General features: G+C 56.8%; 15 protein-coding genes and 4 pseudogenes. 9 read left to right on the top strand and 10 right to left on the bottom strand.

The genetic code is table 11. From position 1 onward, the window contains the following. The first annotated feature begins 6 nt into the window (after window positions 1–6). The 8 genes from cysD to L0U81_RS32325 all read left to right on the top strand — a co-directional run bounded on the left by cysD (window position 7) and on the right by L0U81_RS32325 (window position 8,934). Entirely contained in the window at window positions 7–909 is a 903-nt protein-coding gene (gene cysD / locus L0U81_RS32295) for a sulfate adenylyltransferase subunit CysD (protein WP_233810153.1), read from the top strand. Then, on the top strand, window positions 909–2,834 hold the full coding sequence (gene cysN, locus L0U81_RS32300) for a sulfate adenylyltransferase subunit CysN (RefSeq protein WP_233810155.1): 1,926 nt from the start codon (window positions 909–911) through the stop codon (window positions 2,832–2,834). The genes cysD and cysN overlap by 1 nt, the downstream gene beginning before the upstream one ends. Window positions 2,835–3,041: 207 nt before the next feature. After that, window positions 3,042–4,712, top strand: a complete 1,671-nt coding sequence (locus L0U81_RS32305) for an electron transfer flavoprotein-ubiquinone oxidoreductase (protein WP_233810557.1) — start codon at window positions 3,042–3,044, stop codon at window positions 4,710–4,712. Window positions 4,713–4,748: 36 nt separating this feature from the next. After that, complete coding sequence (gene panC / locus L0U81_RS32310) at window positions 4,749–5,585, top strand: pantoate--beta-alanine ligase (protein WP_233810157.1); 837 nt, start codon at window positions 4,749–4,751, stop codon at window positions 5,583–5,585. Between the two features lie 99 nt (window positions 5,586–5,684). Further along, window positions 5,685–6,539: an SDR family oxidoreductase gene (locus tag L0U81_RS32315; RefSeq protein WP_233810159.1), complete on the top strand. Its 855-nt coding sequence runs from the start codon at window positions 5,685–5,687 to the stop codon at window positions 6,537–6,539. A 106-nt stretch (window positions 6,540–6,645) separates the two neighbouring features. Beyond that, a complete protein-coding gene (locus L0U81_RS33920) occupies window positions 6,646–6,969 on the top strand; it encodes a TetR family transcriptional regulator (RefSeq protein ID WP_442793488.1) in 324 nt (107 codons plus the stop codon). 340 nt (window positions 6,970–7,309) lie between these two features. Continuing rightward, window positions 7,310–7,696, top strand: coding sequence for an aspartate 1-decarboxylase (gene panD, locus L0U81_RS32320; protein ID WP_233810161.1), 387 nt, complete (start codon window positions 7,310–7,312; stop codon window positions 7,694–7,696). A 389-nt stretch (window positions 7,697–8,085) separates the two neighbouring features. Beyond that, a complete protein-coding gene (locus L0U81_RS32325; protein WP_233810559.1) occupies window positions 8,086–8,934 on the top strand; it encodes a 3-hydroxybutyryl-CoA dehydrogenase in 849 nt (282 codons plus the stop codon). Window positions 8,935–9,710: 776 nt separating this feature from the next. Here the strand turns inward: L0U81_RS32325 and L0U81_RS32335 are convergent. The 4 genes and pseudogenes from L0U81_RS32335 to L0U81_RS32350 form a co-directional block, all read right to left on the bottom strand. Continuing rightward, window positions 9,711–10,398 (bottom strand): annotated as a pseudogene (locus tag L0U81_RS32335) (purine-nucleoside phosphorylase); the annotation flags it as partial. 219 nt (window positions 10,399–10,617) lie between these two features. Then, window positions 10,618–10,902 (bottom strand): type II toxin-antitoxin system Phd/YefM family antitoxin, encoded by a 285-nt coding sequence (locus L0U81_RS32340; protein WP_233810561.1) that lies wholly within the window; start codon window positions 10,900–10,902, stop codon window positions 10,618–10,620. Window positions 10,903–11,484: 582 nt separating this feature from the next. Continuing rightward, window positions 11,485–12,695, bottom strand: a protein-coding gene (locus tag L0U81_RS32345) for an IS3 family transposase (protein WP_233810563.1) whose coding sequence is annotated in 2 segments (ribosomal slippage) — window positions 11,485–12,389 and window positions 12,389–12,695 — 1,212 coding nt in all. Because the reading frame shifts where the segments join, the coding sequence is not laid out codon by codon here. A gap of 47 nt (window positions 12,696–12,742) precedes the next feature. Next, window positions 12,743–14,137: pseudogene (locus tag L0U81_RS32350) on the bottom strand (IS30 family transposase). A 92-nt stretch (window positions 14,138–14,229) separates the two neighbouring features. Here L0U81_RS32350 and L0U81_RS32355 point away from each other — a divergent pair. Beyond that, window positions 14,230–14,540, top strand: a pseudogene (locus L0U81_RS32355) (integrase core domain-containing protein); the annotation flags it as partial. Between the two features lie 40 nt (window positions 14,541–14,580). Here L0U81_RS32355 and L0U81_RS32360 read toward each other — a convergent pair. The 6 genes and pseudogenes from L0U81_RS32360 to L0U81_RS32385 all read right to left on the bottom strand — a co-directional run. Next, window positions 14,581–14,805, bottom strand: a pseudogene (locus L0U81_RS32360) (ISKra4-like element ISBusp5 family transposase); the annotation flags it as partial. A gap of 210 nt (window positions 14,806–15,015) precedes the next feature. Continuing rightward, complete coding sequence (locus L0U81_RS32365; RefSeq protein WP_233810163.1) at window positions 15,016–16,758, bottom strand: ClcB-like voltage-gated chloride channel protein; 1,743 nt, start codon at window positions 16,756–16,758, stop codon at window positions 15,016–15,018. A 56-nt stretch (window positions 16,759–16,814) separates the two neighbouring features. After that, complete coding sequence (locus tag L0U81_RS32370) at window positions 16,815–17,630, bottom strand: porin (protein ID WP_267957419.1); 816 nt, start codon at window positions 17,628–17,630, stop codon at window positions 16,815–16,817. A gap of 11 nt (window positions 17,631–17,641) precedes the next feature. After that, window positions 17,642–19,543 carry a glycosyl hydrolase family 79 C-terminal domain-containing protein gene (locus L0U81_RS32375; RefSeq protein WP_233810167.1) on the bottom strand — a complete coding sequence of 634 codons (1,902 nt, stop codon included), beginning with the start codon at window positions 19,541–19,543 and terminating at the stop codon, window positions 17,642–17,644. 218 nt (window positions 19,544–19,761) lie between these two features. After that, window positions 19,762–20,931, bottom strand: coding sequence for a porin (locus L0U81_RS32380; RefSeq protein ID WP_233810169.1), 1,170 nt, complete (start codon window positions 20,929–20,931; stop codon window positions 19,762–19,764). Between the two features lie 56 nt (window positions 20,932–20,987). Beyond that, complete coding sequence (locus tag L0U81_RS32385; protein WP_233810171.1) at window positions 20,988–22,271, bottom strand: MFS transporter; 1,284 nt, start codon at window positions 22,269–22,271, stop codon at window positions 20,988–20,990. Between the last annotated feature and the right edge of the window lie 232 nt (window positions 22,272–22,503).

Raw genomic sequence — 22,503 nt, forward strand, 5'->3', positions numbered from 1 at the left:
TTTTCCATGCCTTCATTGACTCATCTGCGGCGGCTGGAAGCCGAGAGCATTCATATTTTGCGAGAAGTCGTCGCCGAGGCGCAACGTCCAGTGATGCTCTACTCGATCGGCAAGGACAGCGCCTGCATGCTGCATCTGGCAAAAAAGGCGTTTTATCCGGCGTTCCCACCGTTTCCGCTTCTCCACGTCGATACCACCTGGAAATTCCGAGACATGTACGCGATGCGTGACCGCGTGGCTCAGGAGAGTGGGATGGAGCTGATCGTCCATCAGAACCCGGAAGCGAAGGAATTGGGGATCAACCCGTTCGATCACGGTTCGCAGGTTCACACCGACATGTGGAAGACGCAAGGCTTGAAGCAGGCGCTTGCCAAACACGGCTTCGATGCCGCCTTCGGAGGGGCTCGCAGAGACGAAGAGAAATCGCGTGCGAAAGAGCGAATCTTCTCGTTCCGTACGGCTACCCACCAGTGGGATCCGAAGAACCAGCGACCCGAATTGTGGCGTCTGTACAACGCGCGAAAGAGTAATGGCGAGTCAATTCGAGTGTTTCCTATCTCTAACTGGACCGAACTGGACGTCTGGCAGTACATCTACCTCGAAAGTATCCCCATCGTGCCGCTGTATTTCGCGGCGAGACGAACTGTGGTGAATCGGGACGGCACGCTGGTGATGGTGGACGATGACCGCATGCCGCTCAAGCCACGCGAGAGGGTCGAGGAAAAAATGGTGCGCTTCCGCACGCTTGGTTGCTATCCGTTGACCGGAGCGGTCGAGTCGAACGCCACAACCTTGCCGCAGATTATTCAGGAAATGCTGTTGACGACGACCTCCGAGCGACAGGGCCGCCTGATCGATCATGACGGCGCCGCATCGATGGAGAGGAAGAAACAGGAGGGGTACTTCTAATGGCACACGTCTCTGAACTGATCGGGACCGACATTGAACGGTATCTGACGCAGCACGAAACAAAAGGTCTTTTGCGTTTCATCACATGCGGGAGTGTGGATGACGGAAAAAGCACGCTGATTGGCCGATTACTCTACGAATCCAAGATGCTATTCGAGGACCAGCTCGCCGCGCTCGAAGCCGATTCGAAAACGGTCGGTACGCGTGGCGGAGAAATAGACTACGCGCTGCTGCTGGACGGCCTTGCCGCAGAGCGCGAGCAGGGCATCACCATCGACGTTGCCTACTGGTTTTTCTCGACCGACCGCCGCAAGTTCATCGTGGCCGATACGCCCGGGCACGTGCAATATACCCGGAACATGATAACCGGGGCCTCCACGGCCGATCTGGCCGTCCTCCTGGTGGATGCACGCAAAGGCGTGTTGCAGCAGACCCGCCGGCACAGCTACCTTTTGTCGCTGATCGGCATCCGCAACGTTGTTCTCGCGGTCAATAAAATGGACCTCGTCGCTTACTCGCGGGAACGATTCGACGAAATTTCGCGCGAATATGACGAATTTGCCGGAAAGATCGGCATACCAGGCGTGGTCGCAATTCCGATCTCGGGCGTGAATGGTGACAACATTGTTAAAAGAAGCACGAAGACGGCATGGTATGACGGGCCGTGTTTGATGCATCACCTCGAGACGGTCGAGATCGACGAAGCGCACTTGCAGACACAGCCATTGCGTTTCCCAGTGCAGTGGGTTAACCGCCCCGATCTTGATTTCCGCGGGTTTGCCGGAACAATTGCGTCCGGCGCGATGCGTGTCGGACAGCGTGTACAAGTACAGCCCTCGGGCTGGGAAAGCACTGTGGCAAGAATCGTGACGGCCGATGGTGATCTTGACGAGGCGTTCGCGCAACAGTCCGTGACGCTTGTGCTCGCTGACGAAGTGGATGTATCTCGCGGAGATCTTATCTCTCCGTCCGATTCGCCGGCACAGATTGCAGACCAGTTCGAAGCAGCCCTCGTGTGGATGAGCGACCAGCCCATGCTCCGTGGACGCAGTTACTTGCTGAAGATCGGCACCCGCACCGTTACGGCAACGATATTGCCGCTGAAATACAAGCTGAACATTGATACGCTCGACCATGTGGCTAGCGAGACGCTGGCCTTAAACGAAATCGGCGTCGCAGAATTAGAGTTTGACCGCCCGATAGCCTTCGATCCATACGAGCAGAACCACGAAACGGGCGGGTTCATCGTGATTGACCGTATGACGAACATCACGGTCGGTGCCGGCATGCTGCGTTTCGCACTGCGTCGTGCCAGCAATATTTGCTGGCAGACCCTCGCGGTCGATAAACGCGCGCGCCAGGTGCTGAATGGGCACCAGAGCGGCGTTGTCTGGCTGACCGGACTTTCTGGCGCGGGTAAATCAACAATTGCCAACTTCCTTGAAAAGCGTTTGCATGCGATGGGAAAGCGAACCTATCTTCTCGATGGCGACAATGTTCGGCACGGATTGAACAAGGATCTCGGATTTACAGCCGAGGATCGGGTGGAAAATGTCCGCCGCATTGCCGAGGTGGCGAAGTTGATGGCCGATGCGGGGGTGATCGTCATTACGGCCTTCATTTCACCATTTCGTGCAGAACGGGCGCTAGCGCGCGAGCTCATGGAGGACGGTGAATTCATCGAAGTCTTCGTCGACACGCCACTGGAGGTGGCCGAGGAGCGCGATCCGAAGGGGCTGTACAAGAAGGCGCGCAGCGGGGAGTTGAAAAACTTCACAGGAATCGATTCGCCCTATGAGCCTCCGCAGGCTCCTGAAGTTCACATTAATACCACGACTGTTTTCCCCGAAACGGCTGTTGAGGTGATCTTCGAGAAACTTCAAGCCGTGGGATTCTTTGACGTCTCGAGGGGAGCGCCGCTCTGAGATGGCTGTGGGGCGCTGGTTTCCGTCGAGCGATACGGTCCCATCGCCAAACGTACGGCGTTCATATTGTTATACGACATTCATTTATGTATACTCCTTGCTGTTGGCTACGGGAGATGCCGAGCGCAATTCCCGGGTCGGCGGCGCCCTCGACGGGCGGCAGTCCAACGAGTATGGCGACGTTACGAGGCCAAGGAGACAGCGGGGATGGTGGAAGAGAATCAGCAAGGGCACGGTCCGCGCGAGTCGATGGAATACGACGTGGTGATCGTCGGCGGTGGTCCTGCGGGGCTCTCTGCGGCGATTCGCCTGAAACAGCGGGCGGCAGAAAAGGGCGCCGAGATTGGCGTCTGCGTTCTGGAAAAGGGTTCAGAAATTGGGGCGCATATCCTCTCGGGTGCGGTCATGGACCCGCGTGCGTTGAATGAGCTGATTCCCAACTGGAAAGAAGAGGGCGCGCCGCTAAACGTGCCTGTGAGCAAAGACCGCTTCCTCTTTCTTTCGGAGACAAGCGCGAGGGCGGTGCCAAACTGGGCATTGCCGGGCAACTTCAAAAACCACGGCAACTACGTGATCAGCCTCGCGAACGTCACGCGCTGGCTCGGCCAGCAAGCGGAGGCGCTGGGGGTCGAGATCTTCCCGGGCTTCCCGGCCGCAGAGATTCTTTACAACGACGACGGCTCGGTAAAAGGTGTTGCCACCGGCAATGTGGGCATAGGCAAGGATGGAGAGCCCACCGAGAACTTTCAGCTCGGCATGGAGCTGCACGCGAAATACACGCTGTTCTGCGAAGGCTGTCGCGGTCACCTTGGCCGCCAGCTCAACGCGAATTTCAAGCTCGGCAAGAACGCCGACCCCCAAGTTTACGGCATCGGCATCAAGGAACTGTGGGAGATCGATCCTGCGAAACACCAGCCGGGGCTGGTGATTCACACGGCTGGCTGGCCGCTGCAGTCGGACACCTACGGCGGATCATTCCTGTACCACATCGACAACAATCAGGTGATGGTGGGCTTCGTTGTGGGTCTCGCGTATCAGAACCCCTACCTTTCGCCGTTCGAGGAGTTCCAGCGCTACAAGACACACCCCGAAATTCGGAAAATCCTGGAAGGCGGCAAGCGCGTGTCGTATGGTGCGCGCGCGATTACGGCCGGCGGCCTGATGTCGCTGCCGAACCTCGTCTTTCCTGGCGGCGCGCTTGTGGGTGACGATGCCGGCTTCCTGAACGCATCGCGCATCAAAGGCAGCCACGCGGCGATCAAGACCGGCATGCTGGCCGCGGATGCAGCGTTCGAGGCGTTGCAGGCTGGCCGGCAACACGACGAACTCGCGGCTTACCCGGAAGCGTTCAAGCAGTCGTGGCTCTACAGGGAGTTGTACAAGGCGCGCAACTTCAAGCAGTGGATGAGCAAGGGCCTGCACATCGGCACACTGATGGTGGGAATCGAGCAGAAGGTGCTCGGCGGCAATGTGCCTTGGACGCTGCATCACCAGCATTGCGATCACGAAATGCTGAAACCCGCGTCGCATTGTAAGCCGATCGAGTATCCAAAGCCTGACGGTAAACTCACATTCGATCGTCTGTCGTCCGTTTTCATTTCGAATACGAACCACGAAGAAAATCAGCCGGCGCACCTTACGCTCAGGGACGCGAGTGTGCCGGTGAACGTGAACCTTCGAACTTATGCCGGTCCGGAATCCCGCTTCTGTCCCGCCGGCGTCTACGAGTATGTGAAGGACGATCAGGAAAAGGACCGTCTGCAAATCAACGCGCAGAATTGCGTGCACTGCAAGACCTGCGATATCAAGGATCCGACACAGAACATCGTGTGGGTCACGCCGGAAGGCGGCGGCGGGCCGAACTATCCAAACATGTGAGTAGACGATAGCCAAGTCTTAGAGGTAAGTCTCAGAATGAAGCTGATTCGGTCCATCGACGAACTGCGCGCGCAGCTGCGCGGGCAAAACCGTACCGCATTCGTGCCGACCATGGGCAATTTGCACGAAGGGCATTTGTCGCTTATCCGCCTCGCCCGGCAGCATGGGGATCCCGTCGTCACGAGCATCTTTGTAAATCCGCTGCAGTTCGGGCCGGGGGAAGATTTTGCGCGCTATCCGAGAACGCTGGAGGCAGACGTTGAGAAGCTTCAGAAGGAGAACGTTTATGTCGTGTTTGCCCCCACAGAACAGGATCTATACCCGCAGCCGCAAGAATATCGAGTGCGGCCACCGGGCGGCATGGGCGACATGCTGGAGGGTGAGTTTCGGCCCGGTTTTTTCCAGGGCGTATGCACAGTGGTGATGAAACTGATGTTGTGCGCGCAACCGCGTGTAGCAGTCTTCGGAAAGAAGGACTACCAGCAATTGATGATTGTTCGCGAGATGTGCAAGCAGTTCGCGATGCCAACCGACGTTGTGGCGGGTGAAACCATCCGCGATTGCGACGGCCTTGCCTTGTCCTCTCGCAATCGCTTCCTGACACCCGAAGAGCGAGTTGAGGCGCCAATGTTATATCGGCTCATGAACCAGGCCCGCGACAAGATCTTGAGCGGAGAGAAAGATATTCAGGGAATCGAACGACGCGCATTTTCCATGTTGATCGAACGAGGTTGGCAGCCGGACTACATTTCGGTGCGCAAGCAGGCCGACTTGCGGTCACCAACCGAGCAGGAGGTCAGTAATGGCAAGCTGGTTGTCGTCGCGGCTGCGCGCCTCGGGAACACCCGACTGATCGATAACCTGGAAGTTTGATTTTCCCATGCTTAGCGTTGCCGCCGAGCTTTCGGACAAGCAGGGTAGCGTGCCAAATCCGAAGGCTTGCCAAGCGGCTTCCCAATTCGACCGTTGGAAATGATCAAATCAGCCTCGGATCACGGCGGGTCGTCCCGCCCCGCTGTACTCGTAACAGGAGCCGCTAAACGGATCGGACGGGCGCTTGCCCTCGGCTTCGCCGCGCGAGGATGGGATGTCGCGGTGCATTATCACAAATCAAAGGACGAAGCCCGAGCGGTAGTCGATCACATCAAATCTCAGGGGCGCAGATCAGTCGCGCTGTGCGCGGACTTGGCGATCGAGGAACAAGTTCGGCAACTGGTACCAGCGTGCGTGAAGACCTTCGATCGACTTGATTGCGTCCTCAACTGTGCATCACGATTCGATGAGGACACCGCGCAAACATTTGGTTATACGCGGCTCCTGGAACTTATGGCGATCAACGTCGCCGCGCCTCTCGCGTTGGCACGAGGCCTTTTCGAGGTGGTGCCAGACAGCGCGGTATCGGACGAAGCGAAGCGTGGCGTAGTCGTGAACGTGCTTGACCAGAAGCTTTTCAACATGAACCCCGACTACATCTCATACACGGCGACCAAGGCTGCGCTGGCCAACGCGACCATCGCGCTCGCACAAGCTCTCGCACCGAAAGTCAGAGTGGTGGGGCTGGCTCCTGGATTGACGCTAGTGTCTGGCGATCAGACACAGGAACAATTCGATACCGTCCACAAGATGACACCGCTTCTGCGGGGTTCGCGGACTAGCGATATCGTCGAAGCTGCTGCGTACCTTGCCAATGCGCATGGCATCACTGGGACGACATTGGTTGTCGATGGAGGGCAGCACCTTGTATCGAGCCGCCGCGACGTATTGTTTCTGAACTCGGAGGTCACAAGCCATCCGGCGGTCGCATGTCTCTCCGCAGACGGACGGTGAATAGTCGATGACGAGAGAAACGTACATTCTCCGACTATCGAGGGTAAGCAATGAAGCGGAAATTTCAAGGGATTGTTACTTGCGAGAAGCTTCTCGATAGTGCGGAATCTATTTTTTTGAGCGTAGCGTCGCGTCGACGACCCTTGAGGACATTGCTCGTGCGAGCGGTATGACTCGCGGTGCTATCTGCGGTCACTTCACGAACAAATGGTCGATCGTAAGTGCCCTATTCGAACGATCGGCGCTTCCGCTTGAACCATTCGCTGTCTCGACCGAAGAAGTGGCAACGGCAACCGTCGACGCGTCGCGTGGCGAGTTCGAACAGCGGTTAGCTGATGTGCTACGGCCAGGCACGAAGCGGCGTCTGGATTCGATTGTGCCGTCCACTCCGAAAATTCAAGGCGACTGCATTTTGTCGGCAAGATGTTGAGGGAGTCGGCGCTACTTGCGCAGTCTTCGATCGAGGCAGCACTGGCTCTCTTCGCGAAACCTAAAGCTATATCTGAGCATCTCGACTACGGGCTGGAGGCGATCTTCATTTACGCGTGCCTGACAGGGTACTTCCGCCGCAGCTTGATCCTGTCGCCTCCAGCCGGCGCCGAAAAACTACTTGCTCGGGAGATAGTGCGAAAGACATTTTTCAACAATGTTTATAGAAGACCATCGATCGCCCCGAGACATCTTGATGTGCACTGACCCCAGCAGTGTCATGGCTCATCATCTTGGTGCAAAAGCCTCACGTCTAATCCGTATCGCGAAAGGGAAATCACATGCAACGTCATATGCTCAGGTCAAAGATTCATCGCGCGGTTGTCACCCACTGCGAACTTCACTATGAAGGATCGTGCGCGATCGATGAGGACCTGCTGGATGCTGCGGCGATCGTTGAAAACGAGCGAATCAATGTCTGGAACATCGACAACGGCGAACGCTTTTCCACATACGCGATCAAAGGCGAGCGAGGAAGCGGCATGGTGTCGCTCAATGGCTCAGCCGCAAGACGCGCACACACCGGAGATCTCGTGATTATTGCGGCATTTGCATCAGTCGATGAGACGGAGCTCGCGGCGGGTTGGCGTCCGAAGCTGGTATTCGCCGACGATAGGAACATGATTAAGGGTTGCCGCGATCAAGTGCCAACGCAAAACTTGTCCTGAAGTTCCTCTTCAAATCCGTGTGACAATCTCCGGGTGAAAAACCATAACGCACGCCGAATGAGATTCGATTACATATTTTAGAGTCTGCGGGACACACGATTGGATACGAAGAAATACCATAAACGGCGCAATTTTTTCTGGATTTATTGACATGTTCAATATCTATTTGTCCGTCATTGTTATTCACCCCGAAAATTCGCTGTTCTTTCCGAGCACTGCGTAAATTGAGGCCGCTGAAAGCGCTGATTGGTCATGGATGAAAGGTAGTCCACACCAAGATTCGATGGGCAACGAGGCGCCGTTGGTTGACCGCGTACAACTCGTGCACGCAATGTTAGTTTGACGCTGGACTTCGGTAACTTTCGCCAATCTGTTGAAGAGGGAGCATGATGATTTTCAAAACGCTAGGCGTAGTCGGTGCCGGAACCATGGGCAATGGCATCGCGCAAGTCGCCGCGGTAGCAGGTCTGAACGTGGTTATGATCGATGTCAATGAGGCGGCGCTCTCAAAGGGCCTAGCAACGCTAACAGCGAACCTGTGTCGTCTCGTCGACAGGGAAAAGCTTGATACAACATCGCGTGATCGTGCCCTTGCTCGCCTCGACATTTCCACTGACTACCAACGCGTTTCAACTGCGGACATCATTATCGAAGCAGCAACCGAGAACGTTGAACTGAAGGCTCGCATCCTGAAGCAGATCGAGTCGGTGGCGCGCGCGGATGCGATCATCGCCTCAAACACGTCGTCGATTTCGATTACCGCACTCGGTGCCGTGCTCTCTGATCCAACCCGCTTCATCGGCATGCACTTTTTCAACCCCGTACCGATTATGTCGCTTGTGGAGGTCATCCGTGGGCTACAAACAAACGATACCACCGTCAGTGCCGTGCGCGAGTTGACTGAGCGGCTCGGCAAGTCGCCGATCGGCGTGACCAACTCGCCAGGTTTCGTAGTCAACCGGATCCTCGTACCGATGATCAATGAGGCATTCTTCGTGTTGGCAGAAGGTATTGCAACCGCAGAAGAGATCGACGCCGGCATGAAGCTTGGTGCGAATCACCCGATCGGCCCACTTGCGCTCGCGGATCTCGTGGGGCTTGACGTTTGCCTTTCCGTTATGGATGTCTATCTAAAAGACTTCGGCGATTCGAAATACCGTCCTTGTCCGTTACTGCGAGAGTTGGTGTCAGCCGGGCGCCTGGGACGAAAAACGGGTTGGGGCGTCTATAGATACTAGGGCAGACTCCCAACATTAGATGCCTCTAGGGCAGGCTGGGTGCGTTTCCCGTGGCTGTTTGCGGTAACTCCAATGCCAATGGCAGCTGGAGCAAAGACGTCCTAGTGTACTGCGTTATAAATTGATCGAGTGATTTGCTGTCTGTAGTGCCGTGTAGTGGGAGCCACGGACACCAAGGGGCGGTGATAAGCGGAAGACCCAAGGTGGAACTCGTGTTGAGCGAAGCCGAACGCGAGTAGCTCAAGGCTCTGACTATGCGCCGTAAGACAACGCAGGCGGTGGCATTTCGAGCGCGGATCGTACTGGCCTGCGTCTATAGGTCTATAGCATCGACAACAAGACGGTCGCGGCGAGACCGCGGGTCACCGAGCAATCGGTATCGAAGCGGCATGCAAGCTACGCATCGACGCGATGGCCTGCTCGATGCATCCGTCCCGGTGCGCCCAGAACGATCGAAGATCCGCGTGTAGATGCCGCTATTGTGAAGACGCCCGAATCGGCACCTGGGGAGCGAGGCGCCGGAGTACGCGCACCATGGCTCGGCAGCTGGACCTCTCACAGGCACGTCCTTAGCGGGCGCCCTCGGGCCTCGCGAATTTACACGGGCGATGGAGGAAGGCGGCTGCAGTCATTGGAGCGAGCGCGCCCGAATCGCGTTGCTGACCCGCCGGTGTGCGTTGGCGTATGCGTTGCCACGGCAGCTGAGGACAACGGTGGACACGATCCGATCGCCGGCCAGACCGGTACGCGGTAGGCTTCACCCCGCCGCAAACGCGCTACCGCTGGGGTACGCCGTCGCGCCACTCGCCCCAATGCGTGACAATGTCCTGTACGAGCGGATTGCCCGTGAGAGACAGATTGTCGATCGCGATCGCGAAGCCGCCCTGCGAAGAGTAGTTGAGCAGGTTGTCGGCACTTGATTGGCCCGCGTACGGGCGGTCGAAGTCCGAGCCAGCGCGCAGCACCGCAACACGGTTCAGGTCGACGCGATGCACGGTCGCCCCGCGCGTCAGCGCCTCGAAGGTGGCGTTGTCTTCCTGCTGCGTCGTGCAATAGGTGCCCTTGCCGTCGGTCAGGATCTTCGTCCATTGCCGCGCGCGCGCCAAGGTCGGTGCCCGACCACCAGGTATCGCCCGCCAGGGTGTCGCATTGGATCACGGTCGGCGGGCGGTTCGCAGGCGCATAGCTGTATTTGGCGCGGGCGGCCTGCGCCAGGGCGTCGTCGGTCAGCGTCACGTTGCGCGATAGCGCGAATGCCGCGTTCGAGAGCGCCGGATTGAGCTGGAACACTTCAGTGCGATAGTCGAGCGGCGGCTTCTGCGTCGGGCCTGTCGTGTTGATGCCGAGATAGCCGGTGTTCCAACCCGGCGGAATTTCGCGCCCGTCAATTTCCCACTGAATGCCGAAGTCGACGAGCCAGTTTGCCCAGGCAGCGGAACCGACGGTCCCTTGCTGTCGACTGACGTCGTGGTTCCTTGTCGGCGTGCAGCGTGGGGCCCGGGCGCTAGCCGTTCAGGCGACAGTGAGTATAAGCGCAAAGAAACGGGTATTGACTAGCGGTAGCAATCTTCGACACGGACGACACGACGAGGTGCGGCGGGAATATTGGCGGGTCGCTGACGATCCGACTTCCTTTGCGCGCCGGCTAGCTGAACGTGCTGTATTTCAGCGGCGGTCCCGCCATCAGCGGAGCTTTTCCTGGCGGTCGAGCTCGTTGAGCTCCGCAAAGAACGCGTCGCCATCGACGTGATCCCCCCGCTCGATCTGCTTCTGGCCGATAGCCAGGATTTTCAGGAGCGCGATGGTCTGCTGCGTCGATTCGTAGGTTCGCACATCCTGGACGACGAGCTTCGCCTCGCCGTTCTGCGTGATGATGAGCGGCTTTCCCGACTCAATCAGGTCCTTGACGATTTGCGCCGCTTCGCTTTTAAGGTAGCTGATCGGCTTCACATGGTCGGCGAGACGCATCAGGCGCTTCATACAGGGCCAAATTTAAACCATTAACGGTTCAACGCCGACCGTCGGTGCAAGTAATTTTGTTACCACTAGGCGGCCGGATTTAGCGGCAGACACGTCCATCGGGAACAAGATTGCTTGCACACAATTCAAGCAAATTTGTTCCTTCGGCCGACAGTTCAAGCAATCTTGTATCCTTTTCGTCACCGTGGCCGATCTTTGCCCTGCACTCCTGCGAAAGACGCTCAATGGTTTTATAGGCATCTGCCCTTGGCTATGTCCGTTGTCGGTCCCCCGGACGGGGCACCTCGCAGTGGGCCGCCCCGATCGACGAGCACGACGCACCGGAAAGCGCATCCCTGGTCAACGGCTTAGGGGCCTGGGAACAAAATTGCTTGCAAAACGGGAACAAAATTACCTGAACCAACGGTTGGCGTCCGATCCAGGTAGATCGGAATCCCACATTTGACATAATTAAGTTTATCACCTGTTATGTATGTAGATAAAACAGTTGTCAATTAGGATTATGTAAAATTTCAGCCAGGTGAGGGCGGATTCAACCGTGGATTTGCCCCCGTACCTCCGGACACCGCCTCACACTTGAGTTGATGAACCGGTCCTACGCCTGAACTCGCGTGGCGAGCGATATTTCAGTGCGCTATGAGGATGCTGCTCGTTGTAGTGCTCGAACGCGACGGCAAGGTTGCGCGCAGCGGTGGCCGCATCGGGTTTCGGCATGAAGGCGACATAATCCCGCTTCATCGTCTTCACGAAGCTTTCGGCCATCCCGTTACTTTGCGGGCTGCACACCGGTGTGGTCAATGGCTTCAGTCCAATGTCAGACGCGAAGGCTTTGGTCTTCGCCGCCGTGTACCCCGAGCCATTGTCGGTTAGCCATTCGATTTCAGCCGGCGCCTTACTGACGTCACCGAACCGGTTCTCGACGGCTGCCAGCATCACATCGCGCACGACATCGCCGCTGTGACCGCCTGTCGTTGCGGCCCAGCTCATCGCTTCCCGGTCACAGCAATCCAGTGCGAACGTCACGCGCAACGGCTCGCCGTTGTCGCAACGAAACTCAAAGCCATCAGAACACCAGCGTTGATTGCTCTTCGCCACTGCGACCTTGCCATCGTGCCGGCGCTGCGGCCGTGGCGGAGAGGGTCTGCGTTGTAGCAGCAGGCCGTGAACGCGCATTACCCGATATACGCGTTTGGCGTTGACCGAAGCGATGCCTCGATCCTCCCGCTGACGACGCAACATTCCCCAGACCCGGCGATAGCCATAGCTCGGCAGGTCAGTGACGGTCAGCCGTATCTCTTCGACCAGCCCGGCATCGTCCGTCTTCCTGGCACTGCGTCCATCCTGCCAGTCGGCTGGACGGGCAAGCCTTGCCGCCACGTTTGAGCGCGCTACACCGAGAACGTCGCAGACCTGCTTCACTGCTCGTCCCCCGGCAATGAGGGTGAGCGCGCAATCCATTTTCGCGACTTCGCCACCTCCACCGCTTCACGAAGAATCTCGTTCTCCATGGTCTTTTTACCGAGCAGCCGCTGAAGCTCCCGGATTTGCTTCAGCGCATCGCTCAGCTCCGACGCTGGTACGACTTCCTCGCCGGCACTGACTGCCGAGAGGCTGCCATCCTGATACAGCTTGCGCCAATGGAACAGCTGGTTCGGATTGACGCCGTGCTGGCGTGCAACCATCGAAACCGATTTGCCCGGCTCGAAACTCTCTCGCACCATTGCCAGCTTCTCATCGGCTGACCATCGCCGCCGGCGCTCCGGCCCCGTCAACACTTCCATCACTTCTTGCTTGTTGTTAGTCAGAAACACAGTCGTATGCCTACCCGCTATTTTAAGTGGGAGACCGTGTCCGGTGATTCAGGGGGCCGTTCCAAACCGGTCGTCGCAACACTAGATTGTTGAACAGATTTTAGATATTCGTCCAGGGATTCGGCAAGAGTCTTCCATCCAAGCGTTTTCCGGGGCCTGGTATTCAGTGAATTGGCAACGGCCTGGATCTCTCGAGCACTTCAACGGGATAGGTCTGTGCCCTTTGGAAAGTATTGTCGCAGAAGGCCGTTCGCGTTCTCGTTCGTGCCGCGCTGCCATGGACTGTGCGGGTCGGCGAAGAATACCTTTACCCCGGACTCGACGGTAAAGCGGGCGTGATCGGATAGCTCCTTGCCACGATCCCAGGTCAATGACCGCCACCACTGTGCAGGCATGTCAGTCACGGCCTTCTTGAGCGCATTGGCCATCGTGAAAGCTCCGTAGCCAGCCAGCGCGGGGCCGTTCTTCGTCCGGGGAGTCAACCCATAGCCTTTCTCCCGAGGCAGGTGTACGAGCATGGTGAAACGGCTTGATCTCTCCGCCAGCGTGCCAATAGCAGATCGGTTCAGGCCGATGATGAGGTCACCCTCCCAATGCCCTGGCACAGCACGATCCTGCGCTTCTGCAGGCCGGCTGGAGATCATCACATCCTCGCTAACGTGCGCCCAGGCCGTGGCTTGTGCCCTAGCCCTCGGTACGCGCAACGCCCGCCCAGTGCGCAGACAGCTGACCAGCTCGCGCTTGAGAGCACCGCGGCCCTGGATATAGAGCGCTTGGTAAATGGCTTCGTGAGATATGCGCATGGATTCGTCATCCGGGAAGTCGATCTGCAGCCGGTTGGAAATCTGTTCGGGCGACCAGCCATTGACCCATTTGCGGTCACCGCGATGCGGTTTGTTTCTTCCTTTGAACGGCGCTTGCCGAGGCCCAGAAATCTCACGGCCATCAGCGTCGCGAACCTTGCCCTCCAAACGGTCTTGCACGTGGTGGCGCAGCCGTGGGTTAGTCACCAGTTTCGGCGGTTCGGGTCTTTTGGCAACCAGTTCCGCCTTCCACTGCGCAACCGAAGCCCGATACTCAAGCTGGCCGCTACGAGTTGCAGCGTTACGTGTCAGTTCCCGGGAGACCGTTGACGGGCTGCGTCCGATACGGCGAGCGATCTCGCGTACTCCGTCGCCTTGGAGCGAAAGTAGCCCAATCTCTTCTCGCTCCGCGAGCGACAAGTACCTACCAGATATAGGGTTCGACATGAAAAGTGGCATGCCGCCACGATAGCGGAACCAGCGCGCGCCCACCGCCTGAGATACGCCAACCGCCTCTGCTGCTCTCTCGCTCGTGATACCGGTGGCGATCTGCTTCCAAAATAGACGCTCGATCTCACGCCGATGCGACGGTGCACCTGGCGAGCGCATCGCTCATCGCCCTGTCAACTTATGCATCCACCCCGCTGGTCGTCCCATAAACACCTCCTCGATTAAAGGTGTTGCGACGACCGGTTGAATCCGCCCAATACGTCAGCATTCGCTACAGCGAGCGGCTGGCAGAGGCTGGCATCGAGCCGTCGGTCGGCCGCCGGTGCGACAGCTATGACAATGCGCTGGCTGAAACGATCAACGGCCTGTACAAGACGGAACTGATTCATCGGCGCGCCGCTTGGAAAACGAGGGAATCCGTCGAGCTGGCAACGCTGGAATGGGTGGCCTGGTACAACCATCATCGGCTGATGGAACCGCTCGGCTATATCCCGCCCGCGGAGGCTGAGGCAAACTACTACAGGCAACTTAGAAAACCGCTGACATACCCATATTAACTTAAACCAACCAGCCTCCACGATTCCCGGTGCGGTTCAATGCTATACGCCGCAATCCACACAAGATCTACGCGACGCGCAAAAACGTTCGATCTGCTCAACAACGAACTCCTGCTGCACACAATTGAGCAAAGACTTGCCTTCAGTGAGTGACAGTCCCACGTCTCCGGGCGTCTGGTCTTCGATGGACCTGTGGAACCGCATGACCTCAACCCGCTTCACCACACTCCCATCGCCGCTATCGAACTCAAGAACGATCGTGTATCGCATGGTGGCTCCTGATCTCGTCGTTAGGGATACGATACCCCGCCGTGCGCTCGCCTCCCCGCCTTTTTGACGGCTTCCGTCAACAACAGTCCGCCGTCATCTGCATCGGCGACAGAAGGAGCCTCACGTTATTCGCAACTTGTTCAAGGAAAGGCATGTCCGTTACGCCGCCGAATAAACAGGGAAATATTTGATGCACCCGTCAGTATCTGGCTAGACCAGCGATTCGATTGTCGAAAGAAGATCAGCCTTTGAAACTACGCCGAGAAACTTCTTTTTGCCGCTACGGCATACAACGGGTAATCGCTCTCCCTCGTGCCTGAGGAAGGCCTGTAAAGCCCGGAAAATCTCGTCATCCGGGTAGAGCACGGGAATGTCGTGGTGAGCGATCAGACTTGCCGGCTGGCGTCCCATATCAATGCCATCCACAACCAACTGGTTGTAGTCCGACAGCGCGATGCAGCCAACCAACTGTTCTGCATTATCTAGTAGATAAATGTATTTGACCGTTGTCGATAGAAAGAGCCGGCCCGCCTCTTCGACAGTGGCCGTCGACGACAACGTCTGTCGCGTCGACGTCAGGATATCGCGAACACGGGTTCTTCGCGCCCTGTCCGCCAAAGCTCGTTTTTCGTTGATCCTTCGTGTTGCGTCGTACATTGGACGGGTAACAACTGATCGGCTGCAGACAAACGCGACGACCGTACAAAGCATGAGCGGCAACATGACTTCATAGTTGAGCGTCATCTCGAAAATCATCAGGATCGCCATCAAGGGTGCCTGGGTGGCGGCGCCCAGAAATGCTCCCATACCGACGATAACGAAAAGCACCCGAAACTGGCCAATATCTACGTGCAGCAAGGTCGCGAGATCTGTATAGAGCGCGCCAAGGGCTGCACCCACAAAGATCGTCGGAGTGAACACCCCACCGACAGCACCGGAGCCCGTCGAAATTGCAGTCGCAATCACCTTGAATATTAGGACCGCTGTGACGAACGACCATCCGGCGGGTTGTCGTATCAAGTCGTTGACTACGCTGTACCCGTTGCCAAGTGTTTCGGGCAGAATGATTGAAATAATGCCAACACAAAGTCCCCCTACGCCAAGGGCGAGTGGATACGGCATGCCCATTTCCGATATTCTCTTCTTCCCAAATTGCAGCAGTGCAAGATAAAGCGGAGCACTAAGCCCCAATACCACGCCGAGCGCCGCGAACATCATCATATCAAGCGGACCCAGCGCATTGATCGCATCCTCTGCGTGCAACATATAAGGGGGGTGATAGCCAGGCAACATACGCATCGTCAGGTTGGCCACAACCGACGATATGATGAGAGGCGCCATTCGCTCGGCTACGACCGAACCGAGCACGATTTCTGCGACAAAAAAGGCGCTGGCAATCGGCGCGCTGTAGGCTGATGCGATGCCGGCAGCGGCCCCGCACGCCACCATTGTTCTCACATCGACCAGCGGCCACGACCTAGCTCTACCCATAAGCGAGGCGGCAAGTGCTGCGAGCTGCACCATCGGTCCCTCCCGTCCGATCGAACTCCCCGAAGCGATGGAGCTCAAGGCAGACAGGGATCGAATGAGCGTCACGCTAACGGGAATTTTTCCGTCACCGATCGTAATCGCCTCCATGTATTCTGGATGGTCAATTCCCGACACTCTTCGTGACGACGTCCAGAGTAGCGCCCCCGCCATCACGCCACCAGCCGTCGGCACGAGCAACCTTATGTACCACGCGCAATGACGTGCAATCTCGACCGGATCGCCAGACCGGGAGAAGATCAACGCTTGGGCGATTTCGATTGCCTCACGAAATGCCACGGTCGCAAGCGCACCCGCGAAACCGATGGGCACCGCCCAAAGCAATGCCCAGTAGCCGTCCTCAGGACGTAGCCGTTCTGCTAGCCACAGTCTGAATTTTTGGATCGTCGTAAGTGTGTTGGTCAAGACGGTTTCACCACCGCTATCAGGAGAGAGCCCCCTCTCCCAATGCGGCTGCTCCTTCAAAACTTGTGGCGGATACCGATGCGGGCTACGGCCTGCTTCGCGCTACCCGGCGACTGGATCGACGTCGACCCATTGCCATAGATGTAAGCGAAAGTGGCGTCACCAGCGGCCTTCTGGAATGCACCCAGCAGGAAAACGTCAGTACGCTTTGAGAGTGCGTCATACAGCATCAGGTTGACCTGATGCCACTTCGGATCCGTCGTGGCGCTTCCCGTGGTCTGCCGGCCGTCGGTGAACGTGTAACCGCCCGCCAAAAAGAGAGCTGGTTTGATGTCATATCGCGCATTGATCTCGTAGTTGTCCCGTCGCAGATAGTTTGCGACGATCGGGCCGGACGTGACGCCGTCGATGACCATGCGTGTCCACTCGAGACCTACTTTCAACGGGCCAATCGCATAGGTGCCGCCGACGCCGAAGATGCGCTGACGTCCTGCCACGAACAAGGCATCTGCCGTCGACGAAACCGCACCATCCGTGTTCGCATCCGGAATATTGAACTGCTCATAGGCAGCCCCAACACTCACGGGCCCGTTTTTGTATCTGGCCCCGACGCTCCGCGCCTCGCTCTTGTTCGTCGCCCCCGCCTGATTGCTGAAACCGTACAGGGCGCTCATCGAGAAGCCGCCGTAGTTCACGCTCTTGAACTTGACCGAGCTGTCGACGCGCAGGTTGTTGTCGCTGTCGAACATGTGGGACAAGTAACCGCCACTGTACGTGCCGTTCGCCGTTGCGGGAGCAAGGTAGTCGTCGGTGCTCCTTAACTGGCCGTGCCGCGCGACGTGCCTCGCAGATTGCCACCGAACCGGCGGCAATCCACCCTTCCCTATTTCGACAAGGTAACCAGAACTGCACTAGTAGGCTCAATCGCAACATTGAAGGTGCTACTTTGCTCAGTCAGTACCTCTGCGTATTTTGTGCCGACAGGGGTGCCATCCACGCTGCCATCGAACGTCTGCCCACCAAGCGTGATCCCGCTCTTTGACGTAAAGGCAGGCGCACGCATCCGCTCAATTGCAGCACTCTTGAATCCTGGTACGGTTACGCTGATGTTTCCGTAGTCTTGCTGATCCTTGTTGATGACCAGGACGTTGACCTTGCCCGTCGTCGGGTCTAGTGTCGACCACGCCTTCAGATTTGCAGAAGTATTCAGCGTCACGGGTAGCAAACTAGACCCGTTCTCCGCAGCTTCTGCGAACAGGAGCATGCCATAGTACAGCGCCTGGATTGTCCGGATCGAGTAGCCATTCGACCATTGGATACCTGCGGGGGGCGTCCACGTCTTGACTGCAATATTCGCCAGGTTGTCGTACTGGCTCTGCGGCAAATTGAAGTTGAACGCACCATACACATCCCAAGCACTGAACTTATTCCAGTTCTTCGAGATCATGTTCACTCCAGTTGCACCCGCTTTGGCGTATTCAAACATCACATCGGGCGCCCAAAGAGCCTCCTCGAACGCGTTGCTGACGCCATCCTGCCCCTCGCAGGAGATCGAATTCATCTCGTCTATCCGGTACGGCTTGTTTGCGGCCTTTGCTACTGCCGCAAACGGTACAGCATATGACGGATCGGAAGTTGATGAAGACGGCTTAAGAAGCAAACCCGAGGCGGCCGATCCTCCACAGGCTGTTCCTGTAGTGATGTAGGAATGTTGACTTACATTGGCAATGACCGAGCCGGACTGGCTCAGCAAATTCGTCAGCCCTCCGACAGACAGGAATGGTGGCAGGAGCGCGCCTGTTGCCGGGTCCTGAGGATAGAACGCCGCGGAAGGTCCCGTAAATAGCGGACTATTCGGTACTTTGCTCAAAATTGCCTGTGTAATCGTCTGGACCTCGGTTGTGTACTGGTCAAACGAGTAGGGTGAGGGTCGAACCTTCTGTAACACATATAAATCTGGCTCGTTACCCAGTTCGATCGACTGCAACGCGCCCGCAGGCATATCACTTGCGTACTCGCTGACTTGGTCTGACGCGAGCGTCGCATTCTTGGCCGCGAAATTGATGCCGAGGATAAATGTCGCGCCATATCCCGCCGCCGACAGATCATTCGCAAGTTGCGCGAATGGGCGCACGGTACCCGAGTTTGGCTCGGTCGTCGAGTCACTCACGGTTCCACCTATTCGGATTGATACGGGTCCACCGCCGAATTTCGTTATGTTTTTCAACAGCTGCCGATAGATCGGATTTACACCGATTGCAGGGTCGCCCATCAATAGTTGAGCTTGTCCCCACGGATGTGAGAAGCCGATGTAACCACTCGGGATTTGTGTGCCCGGATTAGTTGGGTCGACTGTGACTGTCGCCATCGGGGTGGAGCTGGCGACGCTCACGGTTATCGTCTTCGTAAATACTCCGCCAGACGAATTGGTCGCGGTCAGGGTATAGGTGGTGCTTTGCGCTGGTACGACGACTGCCGAGGATGCCGGGGTTGCTGACACGCCACTTAGCGTGACGCTTTGGGCGTTGGGGGCGCTCCACGAGAGCGTGACTGCTTGTCCTTGGCTAACGGTGGTTTTGTCTGCGGAAAACTGAGCTATAGGATCGGTTTCGATATCCGAGCCACCGCAAGCAGTCAAGAGGGTCGACGCGACAGAAATTGCAAAAAACCACGGGTACGGCCCCCACCTTTCGAGTGAAAGTCCGGCGCGCATAGAAGCAGCCGTGAGCTTGGCCTCGCATGAGGCAAGCTGACAATTTGAGACTGATGTTTTCGCGTTCCTCATAGAATCCTCCTGAGTTAATTTGATTTTCTGTCTGTCTCGAAAATTTTTTTTTGCACCTTACCGCCCGCCTTATCTGTGACTGTGGTAAGACAAATCTTCTGTCTTTCTGGGAATAAATTGAAAAATTCCCCACTGAGATTCATAACGGAACGGGCGGAGTCGGTGGTGAGGTTTCCACCCATTAAATTTATTGTGTAGGTGTACTATTAATTTAAGTCCTAAAATTTACTTGCGATACCGATCATAACTACGACCTGATTCGGTGTCGACGATGGTGTGAGATTTTGAGAATCGCCGACAACTGGAGCAGCGGTCACAATTGTCTTGATACCGCTGACACCGAGGGTCTTTCCGGTCGCGTGAGTGAACCCTTCGAGCGCATAGAGCGTCGTTCTTTTGGAAAGCAAATAGGCCTGCTTAAGGGAAAACTGAAGATATTTTGCGGGATCTTGAATAGTGTTGGCCCTCGAAGCGACCGTATAGCTCACTGCAGCGGCCGACTCCAGGTCCGGACGAATGCGATAAGTTCCGAAGATGCCGTAATTATTAAAGACCACGGTGTCAAGGAATGCCGACTGGTTACCCGCGAGATACCGAACGTTCGCATAGACAGCTCCGAGTCGGAGAGCTCCGATGGTGTAGTTTGCCGCGATCGCCGCATCCTCAATCCGGCTGGCCGTAAGGTAACCTTGATTGACGACCGTAGTTCCCAATGATGCACTTGAAGTTGATCCGAACACGACGCCCGGCTGTGCATTCTCCATTCGCAAGTAGCCCGCTGCGACTCCAAGCGGGCCGGACGAATACTGTAGTGCAGCGCTGATAGTCTGTCCGCTACCGATGCTACCGGGGTTCCCGCCAAAGCCATACATTGCGCTAGCCTGAAGGCCGCGAAGGACCGGCGAGGTGTAGGTCACAGAGCTATTGGCGCGCGTGGTCTTGTCCAGGCTGTCGATGTCGCCTGGGCGCGCTCCCACCGCACCAGCCATGGTCGCAGCGGGTGCAAGAGGACCGACGAGCAAAAAATAGGGGGTGTACTGACGTCCCATCGTGACAGTCCCGTATTTCCGGTCCCTCAGCCCCATGTACGCTTGTCGATTGAAGATGAGGCCAGATGTCGTCGCAGCACCAGAATTCATGTCAAAACTCGACTCGACCTGGAAGATCGTTGCCAAGCCACCGCCGAGGTCCTCTACCCCATTTAATCCCCAGACTGAGGTCGTGAGATTTCCCGAGCGCATGTAAACGTTGGAATGGCCTTTCTGATTGTTCACATACGTGACTGCATCATCTACCGCACCGTAAAGCGTTACGCTACTCTGGGCGAACACATTGGTGCCGTACATCGTTGCTAACAGCACAGCGTGGCTCAGTGTCTTGCTTTTCATCTACTCGTCTCTCGTTCTATGGATAATTAATTATCGAAAGTGTCTTGTGTGCTGAGTCAAGTCTGCTGGCCTAGCCCGTTGATCTGAATCTCGTTATTTCTCTTGGAAGGAACCATTAGCCAGAGGACAATGGCCCCGAGCACGTCGAACATTACGAGACAGGCGAACAACGGGTTGTATCCAATCTTTGTCGCGAGCGCCCCGATGATCAGGGAGAAGACAGAGCTTCCTAACCACGCAGCCGTGCCTGTCCATCCGCTGGCCGTCGCAACTTCTTCGCGCGGGAAGACGTCAGCAGGAAGTGTAAGAAGTGCCCCGGAAAGGGCTTGGTGCGCAAAACCGCCGACACAGAACAGGAGAACTGCTACATATTTATCGGCAGCCAAGCCGATGCACGCGGGTCCGATCATCAGGAGCGCGCCAAAGACCACCACCAGCTTGCGCGAGGTCACAAGATGAACGTTAAACCACTTCTGAAAACTCGGGCAGAGGTATCCCCCCACGATGCTACCCAAATCTGCCGCAAGGAACGGCAACCACGCAAACATGCCGATCTCCTTGAGGCTCATGTGCCGAACGGATGAGAGGTAGATTGGAATCCAGAAGCTGAAGGTCGCCCAGGCCGGTGCTGCGAGAAACCTTGAAATCATGATTCCCCACAGGACCCTAGAACGCAGCATGACGGTCCAGTGGGCTTTTACCTTGCGAACGATCGCTTGCCCTCCGATGATGGTCGAGCGCTCGCCGGAGCTAAGCCATTTGTGCTGTTGGGGAACGTTGTAAACTGCGAGCCATACGACGACCCAAATCAAGCTCAGCCCTCCGGTGACGATGAACGCCATTTGCCAGTTGTAGTGGAGGATGCACCACACGACCAACGGTGGTGCGAACATGGCTCCGAGAGATGTTCCTGAGTTAAACCATCCCGTCGCAATCGACTTCTCCTTGTCGGGAAACCACTCAGACACGACCTTGACCGATGCTGGAATCACTGCAGATTCTGTGGCACCAAGGAGTCCGCGGAAGAACGCAAAAGAGATCCAACCCGTCGCCAGACCATGGAGCATGTTCGCCAGTGACCACGCAACTGCGAATATGGCGAAGCCAATTTTTGTCCCGACGATATCGAGCACGTATCCGCATAGAGGCTGAACAATCATGTATGCCCCTTGGAATGCGGAAACGACATAGGAATACTGCTCAGTCGAAATGCTGAAATGCTTGTTAAGCTCCGGAATGGCCACGGACAACGAACTCCGTGAGAGGTAATTCAGCGTTATGCCCGCCGATACTAATCCTATGATCCACCATCTAAGCCCTGAAACCATTCGCTGCTTCATTCGTAGTCTCCGTTCTCTCTTGATTTGAGTTCTTTTGGCTCGATCAAGCATCCGACGGTTAGCAAGGGCAACCTCACTAATTTTGTCTGGGTGTCGTCGAACCTCATATGTCTTGGTACGGCTTCCCCTAGGTATAGGTCGCCGTCGTGTCAGAGGTCGGTTTGTTCGCTGAGGTCGATGCCGTGACTTCTCTATCCGCTGCCCGCCAACTAGTGGGCTCCCTAGTGCACAC

The sequence above is a fragment of the Paraburkholderia sp. HP33-1 genome (assembly GCF_021390595.1).
GTDB lineage: Bacteria > Pseudomonadota > Gammaproteobacteria > Burkholderiales > Burkholderiaceae > Paraburkholderia.